Origin of the sequence: Acetivibrio clariflavus DSM 19732, from assembly GCF_000237085.1 — a bacterium.
Taxonomy (GTDB): domain Bacteria; phylum Bacillota; class Clostridia; order Acetivibrionales; family Acetivibrionaceae; genus Acetivibrio; species Acetivibrio clariflavus.
In genome coordinates, this window is the sequence record NC_016627.1 from 3,287,682 (window position 1) to 3,302,086 (window position 14,405).

11 protein-coding genes are annotated in these 14,405 nt (G+C 31.6%); all 11 read right to left on the minus strand.

Annotation, left to right across the window (positions count from 1 at the left end; all coding sequences use genetic code 11):
• Window positions 1-618 precede the first annotated feature (618 nt).
• Complete coding sequence (locus tag CLOCL_RS13815) at window positions 619-1,836, minus strand: IS256 family transposase (RefSeq protein WP_014255921.1); 1,218 nt, start codon at window positions 1,834-1,836, stop codon at window positions 619-621.
• Between the two features lie 139 nt (window positions 1,837-1,975).
• The gene (locus tag CLOCL_RS13820; protein WP_014255922.1) at window positions 1,976-3,178 is read right to left on the minus strand and encodes a Coenzyme F420 hydrogenase/dehydrogenase, beta subunit C-terminal domain; all 1,203 of its coding nucleotides are present in this window, start codon (window positions 3,176-3,178) and stop codon (window positions 1,976-1,978) included.
• Between the two features lie 131 nt (window positions 3,179-3,309).
• On the minus strand, window positions 3,310-4,440 hold the full coding sequence (locus CLOCL_RS13825; protein WP_014255923.1) for a polysaccharide pyruvyl transferase family protein: 1,131 nt from the start codon (window positions 4,438-4,440) through the stop codon (window positions 3,310-3,312).
• Window positions 4,441-6,019: 1,579 nt separating this feature from the next.
• The gene (locus CLOCL_RS13830; protein WP_014255924.1) at window positions 6,020-7,054 is read right to left on the minus strand and encodes a glycosyltransferase family 2 protein; all 1,035 of its coding nucleotides are present in this window, start codon (window positions 7,052-7,054) and stop codon (window positions 6,020-6,022) included.
• Window positions 7,055-7,326: 272 nt separating this feature from the next.
• Entirely contained in the window at window positions 7,327-8,502 is a 1,176-nt protein-coding gene (locus tag CLOCL_RS13835) for a polysaccharide pyruvyl transferase family protein (protein ID WP_014255925.1), read from the minus strand.
• An 18-nt stretch (window positions 8,503-8,520) separates the two neighbouring features.
• Window positions 8,521-9,618 carry a glycosyltransferase gene (locus tag CLOCL_RS13840; protein ID WP_014255926.1) on the minus strand — a complete coding sequence of 366 codons (1,098 nt, stop codon included), beginning with the start codon at window positions 9,616-9,618 and terminating at the stop codon, window positions 8,521-8,523.
• A gap of 223 nt (window positions 9,619-9,841) precedes the next feature.
• Window positions 9,842-10,378, minus strand: a complete 537-nt coding sequence (gene loaP / locus CLOCL_RS13845) for an antiterminator LoaP (protein WP_041715748.1) — start codon at window positions 10,376-10,378, stop codon at window positions 9,842-9,844.
• 170 nt (window positions 10,379-10,548) lie between these two features.
• A complete protein-coding gene (gene rfbA / locus CLOCL_RS13850) occupies window positions 10,549-11,427 on the minus strand; it encodes a glucose-1-phosphate thymidylyltransferase RfbA (RefSeq protein WP_014255928.1) in 879 nt (292 codons plus the stop codon).
• A gap of 36 nt (window positions 11,428-11,463) precedes the next feature.
• Window positions 11,464-12,324 (minus strand): dTDP-4-dehydrorhamnose reductase, encoded by an 861-nt coding sequence (gene rfbD, locus CLOCL_RS13855; RefSeq protein WP_014255929.1) that lies wholly within the window; start codon window positions 12,322-12,324, stop codon window positions 11,464-11,466.
• The gene (gene rfbC, locus CLOCL_RS13860) at window positions 12,321-12,893 is read right to left on the minus strand and encodes a dTDP-4-dehydrorhamnose 3,5-epimerase (protein ID WP_027621763.1); all 573 of its coding nucleotides are present in this window, start codon (window positions 12,891-12,893) and stop codon (window positions 12,321-12,323) included. Before rfbC ends, rfbD begins: the two co-directional genes overlap by 4 nt.
• 108 nt (window positions 12,894-13,001) lie before the next feature.
• Entirely contained in the window at window positions 13,002-14,402 is a 1,401-nt protein-coding gene (locus CLOCL_RS13865) for a tyrosine-protein kinase domain-containing protein (protein ID WP_014255931.1), read from the minus strand.
• Between the last annotated feature and the right edge of the window lie 3 nt (window positions 14,403-14,405).

Below are 14,405 nucleotides of genomic sequence, written 5' to 3' on the forward strand. Positions count from 1 at the left end.
ATCCCTAAATCTTTAGCAAAAATAAAAGCTATATAAATTATTGATCTGAATTATAAAATCTTAGTATATGATTTGAATAACTCTATACTTTCCTTTTCCATAAAATAAAAAAACAAATAAAATAATCTATATAATTTCTCTTTCTTTTATAGCTAAAAGTATTATATCATACTTTTCACAACAATCCACTATTTTTACTAAAAAATTATTACAACTCTTAAAAAATACAAGATAAATAATATTATCTTTAATTTTAGTTAATTACTAGAAACTAAAATTTGGTGTCGTAGATAGACTATTCAAAAAATTTTTAGATTTATATATTATTTATGAAGGACAAAATGGGAATGTAAGTAATTTTGTGTATCATAATTTATGTAATCCTTCTTTAGCAAGTAAATTTTAGTTGACAAGGTTTACAGAATATTGTTTTTTATTGCCTTTTCATTATATATTATTGCCGGATTTGTTAAGTTTTATACATAAACTTGATTAAATCTGGCAATAATCATTTATAATGGTCAGTATTAGCCTTTTAAACCTATATTTTTAATTTTGTGAGGTCTAGCCCATCCGGCGATGAGGATGAGCCCTTGAGGGCGGTGGGGGTGAATGCTCTTAAATATACTCTTCCAGCCTACCTGGATATTGGATTACCAATTGGCTAAGTACTCTATCCCAGTTTTTGTAACGTTGTGTCCATTTTTTTACTACATTCATTGATGCTAAATATAAAATCTTTTCTAGTGAACTGTCTGTTGGAAATATTGTTTTTGTTTTTGTGACCTTACAAAACTGACGATGTAGTCCTTCAATTATATTTGTAGTATAAATTATTTTTCGTATTTCTTCTGGAAATTTGAAAAATGGACTTATAACATCCCAGTTATTTTCCCAACTACGTATTACAAAAGGATATTCCTTTCCCCACTTTTCTTTAAGTTCATAAAGTTTTTCTAATGCTATTTCTTCATTAATAGCATGATATACTTCTTTGAAATCATTACTAAATGCTTTTAGGTCTTTGTATGGCACATACTTAAAAGAATTTCTCAGCTGATGTATTATGCAACGCTGCACTTCAGATTTTGGATATGCAGCATTTATGGCTTCCTTAAGTCCGGTAAGTCCATCAACACAAAAAATTAAAACATCCTGTACTCCTCTATTTTTAAGGTCATTCAGTACACCAAGCCAAAACTTTGAGGATTCATTGTCACCAATCCAGATCCCTAAAATATCCTTATATCCATCAATAGTAACACCTAGAACAACATAAGCTGCCCTGTTTATTATTCTTCCGTCGTCCTTAACTTTATAGTGTATTGCATCCATAAAAACAAAAGAGTATATAGGTTCAAGAGGTCTTTGTTGCCATTCCTTAATCTCTGGAGCAATTCTATCAGTAATCTTACTAACCATCTCTGCTGATAGGCTAAAACCATAAAGTTCTTCAATTTGTTGACTGATATCCCTTGTAGACATTCCTCTTGCATATAAAGCTATAACTTTTTCTTCAATTCCAGAAACATTACGTTGATATTTAGGAATAATTTTAGGTTGAAATTCGCCTTTACGATCTCTTGGTACTTGTATATCAATTTCTCCAAACTCACTTTTTATTTTTTTAGGCGTATAACCGTTACGACTATTATCAGTTTTTTTATTTTCTACATCATCTTTAGCATATCCTAATTTTGCTTCAAGTTCTGCTTCTAAAAGTTCTTGTATTATATCTTTAAAAATGTCTTTAAGATATTCATTAATATCAGATACACTTTGGAAATTATTTTCCCGAACTAATTGTTTGATTTGTTCTTTTGTTAACGTTGACATAAAGTTCTCCTCCTTAGCTTTTATTATTATTAATCCTTGCCAAGAAGGAGAACATTCAATCATCTATACACAAATTTTTTTACATCCTCGACAAAATAAAAATCTAAACAAATATAATCTTATATTTATTCAGCAAAACTTACCTTTTAATAAACTTTTTTATTATTTTCTTAATTTTCGCCTTATATATATGTATACCTGCTTCCTTATAAAACAACTTGTCTACAGCAAAATAACCTTTATCTTTAAATAAATTTAAAATTAAATTTCTCTTTTTTTCGTCCAAATTACTTGGGTAATTTAGCTGCTTATTCTTTTTTGCAACCTTTTCAAAGCTTGATTCCCAAAGCTGAAGACCAGAACCATATTTTTTTAAACCTTTTTTTCCTTTTAATGTATTTACTATCAAACACGATACTCCTTTAGATTTATCTATCACTCTAGGATTTAAATGTAATAAATCCGGATGTTCTTTTTCTATCCCCCAATAATCCCCAATAGTAATATCACCTGTTCTATTCGGACTTGCATACTTACAGTAATAACAACATTCACGATAAGTATAGCTTTTTAAAAAAAATGTATAGTAAGATGATTCTTGACAATGAAATATTTTGTGTTTTATTTTTCCATCTTTGTTTTCTAGCGTTATTTTTCCCGTGAGTCCCCACCCAATTGTTTTATCTCTAAATTTATAATCAATAACTTTACATTTTTTCTTTTCTTCAATATATTCTATATATGCTTGAAAAAATTTTGAACTTGGAACGCCATGACAAATTATATCTACTAATAATAAGTTCTCGTATGGTTCTTTTAAAAAAAATTTCAATCCATCTACTTGGCATGGTGTACCAGAAAATAAAACCTGCCGACCGCTCTTCAAATGTTTCTTTATTTCTGAATAAATCATGCCTATACTACTCTGAACATACTTAGATCCCTGTAACTTTAGCAACTCATCTTTCTTCTCTACAGATATATGCATAGGCACCAACTTTGAATCTATATATTCCATAGAAGCACCATATACAATTCCACCATCTCGTAAAACAGCATCTGCTAAACTTGCAAATACTCCTCCAGACGCTGACTTTAAAATATCAGTATTTTTACTTACCGCTACATAAGTATTCATTGGTACACTATTTAGTTCACTATTCTGAAATCCACACACTTTTAAACATGCACCGCATCTAACACAAAGCCCTTCATTTATCTCTGGATATAAAAAACCATATTCATCTTCTACCATATTAATTGCGCTTTTTGGACATATGTTCATACATGCACTACAAGCGCAACAGTCTTTCTTATCTTCATAAAGAACTATTTTATGCACATTATCACACCTCTTTATTTTATGCCTAAAACTCGAATTAATCTTAATATTGATATATTAGAATATATCAATATATCTGTTAACAAGATATTATGTAGTTCTATATTTATTAAAATAAATATAGAACTACATCAAATATAAGCACTTCTATTCTCTTTTAAACTCATTAAAGCTTCTTTCAAATAATTGTCAACTTTTTCTCGTTCTCTCTCTAATATCTTATTTACTTCAGAAAAATCAATTTTTTTATCTGCAATATCAAAATCTTCAAATGATTCTAACTTTCTAGACTCAAGCTTCACTAAAGATAAAAAACTTGATAATCGTCCACTGAATTCCGGTGGATATATAGCAATGAAATTTGTATTTAGATTTGCTGAAAAAGCTGTTGCATGGAAAGAATCAGTTACAACTAGCTCAGCATTTGCTATATATGAAATAAAGTCTGTAACTTCTGGTATTAACAGCGATTTTCCGCTTTGAAACACTTGGTCATACCTTCTACAAAATCTCACTAATTTGAGACCTTTTCTTTTTGATAATTTCTTCACATAATTATCAAACTGTTTATTAGTATTCAATTGATAGACAAGCAAATAAGGTTCCTTAATTTTAACAGGCTTTATGTATTGTTTCCAAAACTCATATGGCATAGCTAGAGTAGGATCTATTATAAATTTTCCAAATGAAATACCTAAATCTGATAATATATCTAATCCACTTATTTCTCTAACTGAAATTGCAGAATATCTCTCCAATAATTTTTTAGTCATATCTTTTTCCCAATCATCCAGCTTATCCTTCCCAAAACTCGATGCATATGATATTTTCAACGAGTTTTCTGGGGCAAAATCCAAAAAATATTGAGGAATAAATCCCTTATTCCATTTACTATTCCATACTTGATCGCTACCAGTACAAAATACATCAGCTTTAATCGGATATTTTTCAAAATCCTCGCTAGTGTAATATGTGTGTTCAGATAAATTAATGTTTTCTTTTAAAAATGAGTTAAAAACTTTATTCCATCTCTTCATTGTAGGTATATAAATTAATTGCTTTATTTTCTTTTTTATTCCGGAATCTTTCATTGTATATGTATTCAGTATATTTTTTTCTGATAAATCTGGTCGTACAAAATCAATAATTTCCACAATATAACCTAATGATTCAAACTTTTTTTGAGTTGCTAAAGTTTGTAATGCAGAACCATAGTTTTTAACATTATGCATTGTTATAATTGCAATTTTTTTATTAGCCATCTTAAATCAACGCCCTCCACCGTCTTCATTACTATTCTATTTATTAAGAAATATATTTGATCTCTATGAAACTCTTTGTTTTAAAAATGCGCATTTAAGCATTTTAATATTTTCTCCACTTATAAACAGATGCAAAATATTGCAAAAAAAAGAAAAACAAATGAAAATGAAATTTTCTAAACCATGTAACCATGACAAATATTATTGCTAATAAACTTTCCTTAATTAAATTTATACAAACACATAAATTCAACATTTTTGCCAAATCAATTTCTGCAGCAATTCTTTTCTAATTGCGATCGCAATAGCTAGCCAAATAATTGTAAAATAAATACTTTTTAGAATATATACTTGAAACTAGTATTAAAATTAAGCTTATAAACAATGCAAAAATATTCACTCCAAGTAATCTTTTCTATACACCTTTAAATAAGTATTGCAGTGTAATTACATTTTGCAATTATATGTACATAGCGGTAGTAACAATGCCATATAACTTAAACTGACTTCATATTTTTGTAACTATATAGCCAAAATTAGCATTGTAGGTATATAGAATAGTAATATCGTTGAGAGTAACATTGCCAAGCATAATTTTATTACATTATATACCTTTACTAATTGTTCTGATGTCGACCTTCGAAAAACAAGAAATAATACCTTACTTACTTGTCTTATATATAAATAATAAAAAATTAATTTGTAAGTGAAAAGGCAAGCAAAAATTTTCCCTAAAATCCTTTATTTTTAACGCCATATCATCAAACATACGGCTAATGCCTAGAACCAAGGCACTTACTATACTAGCAAGCATAAGTTTGATTCTTACAATTATATCATATTCAATTGTTACAAATACTCTAGACAGTTTGCATAATTTGCAACAACTAATTCTCTACCTTTATAGCTTATATAGAATAAAGCTAACATCTATCCTAATAAATAAAAAACAACAATTATTTTAAAGGATTTTGCTTTAGTAAAAAGTAGTATATCTGTTATAAGTATAAATGATACCCTCTCAATTAAAACTGACATTGATTATATTTTGCTTCATTTATGCTTGAAATATAAAACCAAACAAACAGGTAAAGTCGTATATATCAACATACATAGCGCTCACAATAATTGAAAATTTCTACTCAAATCATCTATGAATATTTACGAAATAAGTAATATTCATAGCATTAAAATAGTTTGTAGAAAAGCAACAACTTTTATTTTAGTTCTAACTTCTGAATAGCTTAAGTCTTTATATTCTTTTCATATAATCTCAAACATGCCCCATCATTAATTCCTAAATGTAAAAAAGTTTGCACACCTAATATAAAATAAAAAAGTTGCTAATAGGCAAATTCTTATACTCCACTATCTTAGAAACAACTAATGACATCAAAGTACTTAATATAAGTGATATATCTTGTGTGCCAAAGGCATATATCAAATTTATAAAAAATGTTTCTTTTCATTCACAATATTTCAACTTCTCTTACCAGATAAAACTATAATGCTCCCAAAAATTTCTTTTACTTCTACATAATAAATCTAAAAATTTACTATATCCTTTTTTCAATATATTTTATTTATGTTCCTTTTGCCACTTTCTAACAATCCCCATTAGATTCAACATCCAAAACATACGATATTTTATCATCCACAATACTATTTTTCTCTGCATTGAAAGACCAGCTAAATTTTTTGTTTTTAATGCTTCTTTAATAATTGGCTTTTCCAAATAAGCTGCATATTTACGTTTTTTATCCGCATAAGACTCCGTATTTGTCGGATTAAAATAACCGCTAATTGCTGTAGTAATAATCACATATAGAAGTCTATTATTAAACCATGAAAGTAGCATTTTTTTATTTTTACTATTCTCAATAAAATACTTAATTTTCTCAAAACACTTAACAACATATTCATGATTTTCTTCATTATGAGATGCAGATATTGATTTATCATTATATATATAATGATAAAATGGCTTATCGATAAACACTGCACTCTCAAGTTTATCAAATAGTCGAAGATTAAATTCTAATCCTTCTGCCCCCTGTCTCAGATTTTCATCATGTAAAATGTTATTGTCTACAAGCAATTTCCTGGAAATCAACTTACTATAAGCCGTTGCTATATTACCATTATAATTTAATAGTTGTGCTTGCAGCCATTTACACTCATCACCGGAATATATTTTGTTTTCTTGCAAATAAAACTTATATTTATAGGTCGAGTGGCTATACTCCTTCACTATACCACACATAACAAGCTGGACTTTTTTTTCTTCTCCCAGCTTATACATTGTTTCACACATATCTGGCTCAATCCAGTCATCTCCGTCCACAAACATTATCCATTTGCCTGTAGCTTCTAAAAAACCTGCATTACGTGCAGATGAAAGTCCACCATTTTTTTTATGTATAACTTTTATTCTTGAGTCTTTTTTCGCATATTCATCACATATATTTCCACATTTATCAGGTGAACCATCATCCACTAATAAAATTTCAATATCTGTCAATGTTTGAGACATAACACTTTCTATACATTTTCTTAAATACTGCTCTGGAACTTTATATATCGGAACTATTATACTAATTTTAGCATTATTCATATTATTTATCTCCTATCCTTTTCCCAGAATGTACTTAATACTTTCTCATATTATTTAGATAAAATGTTTAAAAATTAAGTCTTAAATGTTTTTTGATAAAACCATGATTCTTTAATGTAGTACATCTGTTTTATTAATTAAAACAGATTCTGTTTGCATTATTATATTTGTTACATATCTATTTTAAATAAAATAGGCATAAGAAAAGCATTATTCAAAATAAATCTTTCACATTCAATCATATAATAATGTTTTAAACTTTGCTTATAAAACTACTTTCCATTAAGTGACTTAACAAGGAAAGCATAAGAATCTTCTCTCAATTTATCTAATCTTTTATAAGCTTCTTCATAATCAATCTCCATATTAAAGCAGTCTCTGACATTTTCATCGCCCTTCATAATACGTCCACTTATTCCTGTTAAGTTGAACAATGTATCCAGACGACTGTTAGTTGACTGCTTTGTATTCCGTGTATATCTACGGAAAGCAAAAAACTTACGTTTGTACAAAATAGAAAATGCCGAACAATGAAAGGAGTCAGTACAAACATAAGAAGCATTTCGGATTAAATTCAAAAAATCTGAAGGATCAATGTCATATGGTGTTTCATCAGCATAGTTCATATCACATTTCACATATTCATCCAAATGCGTCAAAGCTACAATTTTGAATCCAGTAACTTCTCGAAGACGTTTTGCAAATTCTCGATGCGGAGGATTGTTACCCAAAAAGTAGCAGAATATATATGGTGTTTTTATGATCGGTTCCTCCTGCTGTATGCTCATCCAATCTTCACCTGTAAAAAGCAGAGTAGGATCACATACAATTGGCACATCCCTACCAGTCAATTCTTTGATAAGTTTTTGTCCTGATTCCTCACGTATACTAATATGTTTGATTCGATTTAAAAATATCTTTGCTTTTTTAGCCGAATCCTTTGGTAAAGTGGATTGTCCAAAGCTAGTGGCATAGGCAATTGTATTTACACTTTCCGGTACAAAGTTTAATGTATAATAATCAGCGGCAATATTGGCAGGTAACCAAAGCTGGTCACTTCCAACTATCACAGCTGAGTATTTTTCTGCACATTTATCAGCCAATTCAGCTTTAGATTCATATTTCTCAGAAAGCCTAAAATACTTTTTATAAAAATCGTCAAACTTCCGGTCTCTAATTTTAGCCAATGAAACATACTCGTTTTTCAAGAACTTTTTTATTGCTACATTTTTTGCCATACCAATTTTATTGAGTAAGATATCAGAAGTAAGAGAAGCTTTTATAAAATATTTGATTTTTGCCTTTTTTATTTCTCCTCGAAAACCGGAAATATCGATTGTTTCATTTTCATATCCCAATTTATCGAGTGCCATCTGCGTCGCATAGGCTTGTAACATACTTCCATAGTTATGTTGAAAATAACAAGAAACAATTGCAACTTTTTTCATTTTACCAGCTGGCCTCCCCTATATAGCTTCGTCAACATCAGGTATACCTTTTTGATAAATACTGCTATATTTTTTTGCCATTACTGCTGTATTATATTTATTTTGTACATCAAAATAAGCTTTTTCAATTAACTGATCTACCTGACCGGCTTGTGCAGCCCTGATTGCTGAAACATATTCATCCACAGAATTGCAAATATAGCCGTTTTGACCATTTTGAATAACATCACGATTTCCAATAATATTACTTACAATACATAACTTTTTCATATACATTGCTTCAAGTAAAGACATCGGCAAACCTTCCCATAAAGAAGTTAAAATAAAAACATCTGCCATAAGCGCATATTTGAGAGCTTCTTTTCTATCAACCCAACCTGTAATCTCAATATTTTTAGAATTAAGAAAACTACGCAATTCTCCGTCGCCAATCCACACAAATTTTACATCAGACATTAATTCTGCAACCTTATTAAATAATTGTGGATTTTTTTGATGACAAATACGTCCTAAAGTAAACACTGTAAAAGGATGCTGGTCATTCTTCTTATCAACCGAATCAATTAAATCCTGTAATACCTTAATATTAATCCCATTGTTTACATAAACAGCATTCTTTGTAAGTTTCAAACTTTCTTGATGTTCACCCTCGCTACAGCTAATGGTTGTACAGCGACGTTTTGCTGAAATGCTCTCAACCATTTTATATAGTGCCCTTTTAATTGAACTATGATTTTGCATCAAAAAACTATAACCATGAGGAGTATAAAAAAGTCGAACTTTACGACCATTAAAAGCCCAGCGTCCTAAAGCACCAGCTTTTGATGAATGCATATGTATAATATCAGGCTTAATTTTATCAGCAATTTTCCTAATCTCAAAAAACGCTTTTACATCTTTAATTGGATTAATTGAACGCCCAAAATTTCTTACTTCAATTAAATGTATACGTTTATCAAAATATGTTTTATAATCATGAGGTGTTTGTTGTCTGATAGCATAAGCAATATATATATCGTATGAATCTGCAAGCTCATTTGCCAAATCAACAATATATGTGAAAACACCGCCACCCATAGCTTCAACTACATACAACAATTTTTGCCTTTTTTCCATTAAAATTTCCCCCGTTGATATCCAATAAAATAGCTCAAAATTATAATTAATCTTTTAATCATCTGCGAGTATTACATTGATTGAAATAAAAATACCATCTTAGTTTATTAACTGAGTTACAATATAATCTATAAACTTTTATAATTATAATTGCAGAAATATATATAGAACTTTACTAATTAAATCTAAATTGATTTATATAAAAATACCATAATAAAATACCTCAACAGTAACTGTATGCTACTTTTTCCACAATTTCCAATGCCACTGTAACCAATCTGACTTCTCCCATAATCTCCATCTCAATCAAAGCTTCCCGCTTGTGTCTGTTTACCTTTTTCACAATACTCTCCAGACCTTTTAGTGGTCCATCAATTATATGTATTTTATCACCTTCAATAATCCCATAAGAAGCCCCAATACAATATTCGCTATCACACAAATTTATCAGCATATTTTTTTCAGATTCTTTCATTGAAATTTCTGTATTTGAATATTTGAGAAGACTAATTATATCACTGCACCTGTTAATGACAGGATTTATCTTTTGTATAAATTGTAGGTCGGATAAAACGGATTCGATAAATACATATCCGGGAAATAAAAATTTTATCTCTCTTTTTACAATTCCCGATCTGCGAAAGAGTATTTCCTGCAGAGGAATAAAGGGTACACTTATATCCGGATTCAACTGTTTTCTCAAGTACTGTTCAACCTTTCTTTCCCTGCCTGCTTTTACAAAAAGCACATACCAGTACATCATACCCAACCTCACAATAATTATATAAAAATAGACATAGATTCACCACTTCACTTGTCAAAATTGACAAGCTACATAAACTCCCCTGTATATTCCCTATTGACAGATAACGTGACCCCCCAACGATTATCCGTCAATAAGTGCCTCTCTAATTCTCTCTTACCTCAAAATCATATATCTATACTATCCAGTAAATTGGCTACATACTTAATATATTCATTATTTAAATTACTACTTTCAATATGAATTTTCAACTCTTCTTTCGTAATAAAATTATTTCTTAATGCAATTTCTTCGAGGCATGCTATATATAGTCCTTGTCTTTCCTGAATGGTCTGAACGAAATTGGATGCCTTAAGCAAATCATTGTAAGTACCTGTGTCCAGCCATGCCATGCCTCTTCCGAACAATTCTACCTTTAATTTTCCCATCTTTAAGTATTCCATATTTAAATCGGTTATTTCCAGTTCTCCTCTTTGGGAAGGTTTTAATGCCTTTGCAATTTCAACCACGGCATTGTCATAAAAATATAGACCGGGTACTGCATAGTTGGATTTTGGATTTTTCGGTTTTTCTTCTATGGATATAACATTATTATCTTTATCAAACTCAACAACGCCATATGCTGAAGGATTTTTCACGTAATATCCGAAAATTGTCGCGCCCTCTTTTCTTTCCACTGCTTTTTTCAACATCCGGTCAAAGGATTGTCCGTAAAATATGTTATCACCCAAAATCAGTGCTACATTGTCACCGTCAATAAATCTTTCACCTATTATAAAAGCTTCAGCCAAACCTTTCGGTTCAGGCTGCACTGCATACGAGAAATTCACTCCCAGATAACTTCCATCCCCGAGAAGGCCTTCAAACAAAGGCAAATCCCTGGGAGTGGAAATAATAAGTATTTCCCTTATTCCTGCCAACATTAACACCGATAAAGGATAATAAATCATCGGTTTATCATATATAGGAAGCAGTTGTTTTGAAATCCCTTTAGTTATAGGATGCAGACGAGTTCCAGCTCCCCCTGCCAGTACTATACCTTTCATATATCCAAACTCCTTGTGCGTTATTTCGATATTTCATCAGCTAAGCTTTCTTAAATAAATTTCCAAAGCTTCTCTCCAATCTCTAAACATATAATTTGAGGTTAATTTTAGCATATAGTTTTCCAAAACAGAATAAGCAGGCCTCGGCGCCGGTCTGGGATACTCCTGCGTAGTACATGGGATTACCTCTGTAGTTATTCCCTTTATTCGAAAAATCTCCCTGGTAAATTCATACCATGTGCACTGACCTTCACAGGTTCCATGGAAGAGTCCATAGTTGTCGGTATCAATAAGGTACCTTATCATTCCTGCCAACTCTTCTGTGCTTGTGGGGGTCCCCCTCTGGTCATTCACAACCTTTAAATAAACACCATTTTTCTGCGACAGTTCCAGCATTGTCCTTACAAAGTTTTTCCCTTCGCCATATAACCACGCAGTTCTTATTATAAAATGTCTATTATTGAAAAGCTTGACGAAATTCTCGCCTTCAAGTTTGGTCTTACCGTAAGCAGTTTCAGGATGGGCAATGTCATATTCCACATAGGGCCTTATGCTGCCATCCTTTAAAACACCTTTTCCGTCAAATACATAATCGGTTGAAATATGCACTATTTTTGCATTGACTTCCCCAGATGCAATTGCTAAGTTCCTGGGGCCTATGGCATTAACTTTAAAAGCAGTGTCAAAATCAGTCTCACAAGCATCAACATTGGTATAAGCCGCACAATTTATAACAACATCAGGTTTAATTGCCCTAAACATTGAAACAACATCGTCAAGAACAGCAATATTCAACTCACTCTTACCAACAGCAGTAATGTCATAGCGGCTAATATCCAGCTGTTTTAAAATTTCCTTCCCCAGTTGGCCTTGGGAACCAGTTACAATAATTTTCATGGCTCACTCCTAAGACTTTTGAATAATACTGCATCCTTTAAACGCGGAAGCTTTTTATCTTTCTCCGACAGAATAAAATCGGAACCGATATCCGGCCATTCAATTCCAATATCCTCATCGTTATAAATTATGCCTGCGTCATATTCCGGATGATACACGTTGGTCGTCTTATACATAAACTCTGTATCGTCTTCCAAAGTTAAGAATGCATGTCCAAAACCTTCCGGGATATATAGCATCAATTTATTTTCTTCCGACAATTCTATACCGAACCATTTACCGAAAGTGCTGCTTTCTTTTCTAAGATCTACAGCAACATCATAGACCCTTCCCTTTATCACTCTTACCAATTTCCCCTGGGGATATTCAGTCTGAAAATGTATCCCCCTCAATACGCCTTTTTTGGATTTTGAATGATTGTCCTGAACAAATTCCATATTCAGTCCAAGTTCCGCAAAAGACTCTTTATTATAAAATTCCATGAAAAATCCCCGGTGATCGCCAAAAACTTTCGGCTTAATAATAATCAAATCTTTTATGTATGTATGCTCTATCGTAAAATTATTCATAGCATTTCCATACCTTTCTAAATTGCAATCCATGCCAAAATGAGCTTTATTAATAGTATTTGAACTAAAAGAAATTTTTATAACTTACAATCACAAGCACAAATCTTACTATTTATATTCATAATTATAACTATAGTACCTTGCTCTTCCAATATCCAATTTGGTCAAAACAGTACCTAAAATATTGGAACCGACACTTTCCAAAGCTTTCTTTGCCCTCTTAGCCATATCTATTCTGGTTTGGCTGCAAGCAAATACCATAATAGTGCCGTCAGCGATACCTGCGAGAATAGCTGCGTCAGTTACTTGTCCTACCGGTGGAGTATCCAGCAGTATAAAATCATAATTTCCCCTTAAGTCTTCCAGTAAATTCTGCATTTTATTGGAGCTGAGAATTTCAGCAGGATTAGGCGGAATGGGGCCGCTGGTTATAACACTAAGGTTTGGTATATCCTTAAGTTCCAATACATTTATATCCTTATCCTCAATATCCCCTTTAATGATATTGGTAAGACCCTTTTCGTTCGGTATGCCGAAATAGAGATGAACCTTGGGCTTTCTTAAATCCGAATCGATCAATAATACCTTCTTGCCTGATTTAGCAAGAGTCACTGCCATATTAACCGATGTCACTGTTTTACCGTCTCCCAATGCCGGACTGGTGATTACTATGGTTTTCAATTCTTTATCTACACTCTTATAGTGCAGGTTTGTACGAATCTCTCTAAAGGCTTCTGAAGCCGGTGCTTTTGGATCATTTTTGGTAATGAGGTTTTTAAGATAATCCCGTTCATTCTCTTTGGAATCCTTTTTCTCGTTTTTACCTCTTTTGCCGCCCTCAAATTTCGGAACGGCACCAATTACAGTTAATTCCATCTGTCTTTCAACATCTTCAGGTTTCTTGAAGGTATAATCCATTATTTCCAGTAAATATATCAAACCGGCAGCCAAAGCCAAACCTAAAATACCTGCAATTCCCACATTTTTCTTTGCACTTGGTCCCACAGGACGTTCCGGAACTTTTGCTACGTCTATTATAGATACATTCTTTACTTGAATTACATCGGAAGCCAATTGTTTAATTACAAGGGCAAGTTCGTTTACAACATCAGCTGCCAGTTTAGGGTCCGTATCTTCATAGCTTATACTGAATATTCTTGAATCTTTAACCGTCTGAACATTTACACTTCTTTTAAACTTTGCTGCACTTACCCCCAGCTTCTTCTCTATGCTTTCTGCAACAAGGTTCGATTTGAGTAATTCTCTGTAGTCAGACACAAGCTGGTTGTTCACCTGTATATCTGCAATACTCAGACTTGCCACTTTATCCGATTCCTTACCGAGGAAAAGTGTGGTTTGTGCCCTGTATACAGGTTTCAGATAGAATTTGGTTATTGCAAAAGATGAACCTGTGGCTAAAATGAAACAAATCGCAATAAGATACCATCTCTTTAGGAGTACAATCAAAATCTCCCTGATATCAATCTCAATGTAGTCATTTTTCCCCATTAT

Coding starts and splice junctions, on each gene's coding strand:
- CLOCL_RS13815 (WP_014255921.1), bottom strand. CDS start 1,836: ATGTCAACGTTAACAAAAGAACAAATCAAACAATTAGTTCGGGAAAAT.
- CLOCL_RS13825 (WP_014255923.1), bottom strand. CDS start 4,440: ATGGCTAATAAAAAAATTGCAATTATAACAATGCATAATGTTAAAAAC.
- CLOCL_RS13830 (WP_014255924.1), bottom strand. CDS start 7,054: ATGAATAATGCTAAAATTAGTATAATAGTTCCGATATATAAAGTTCCA.
- CLOCL_RS13835 (WP_014255925.1), bottom strand. CDS start 8,502: ATGAAAAAAGTTGCAATTGTTTCTTGTTATTTTCAACATAACTATGGA.
- CLOCL_RS13840 (WP_014255926.1), bottom strand. CDS start 9,618: ATGGAAAAAAGGCAAAAATTGTTGTATGTAGTTGAAGCTATGGGTGGC.
- loaP (WP_041715748.1), bottom strand. CDS start 10,378: ATGTACTGGTATGTGCTTTTTGTAAAAGCAGGCAGGGAAAGAAAGGTT.
- rfbA (WP_014255928.1), bottom strand. CDS start 11,427: ATGAAAGGTATAGTACTGGCAGGGGGAGCTGGAACTCGTCTGCATCCT.
- rfbD (WP_014255929.1), bottom strand. CDS start 12,324: ATGAAAATTATTGTAACTGGTTCCCAAGGCCAACTGGGGAAGGAAATT.
- rfbC (WP_027621763.1), bottom strand. CDS start 12,893: ATGAATAATTTTACGATAGAGCATACATACATAAAAGATTTGATTATT.
- CLOCL_RS13865 (WP_014255931.1), bottom strand. CDS start 14,402: ATGGGGAAAAATGACTACATTGAGATTGATATCAGGGAGATTTTGATT.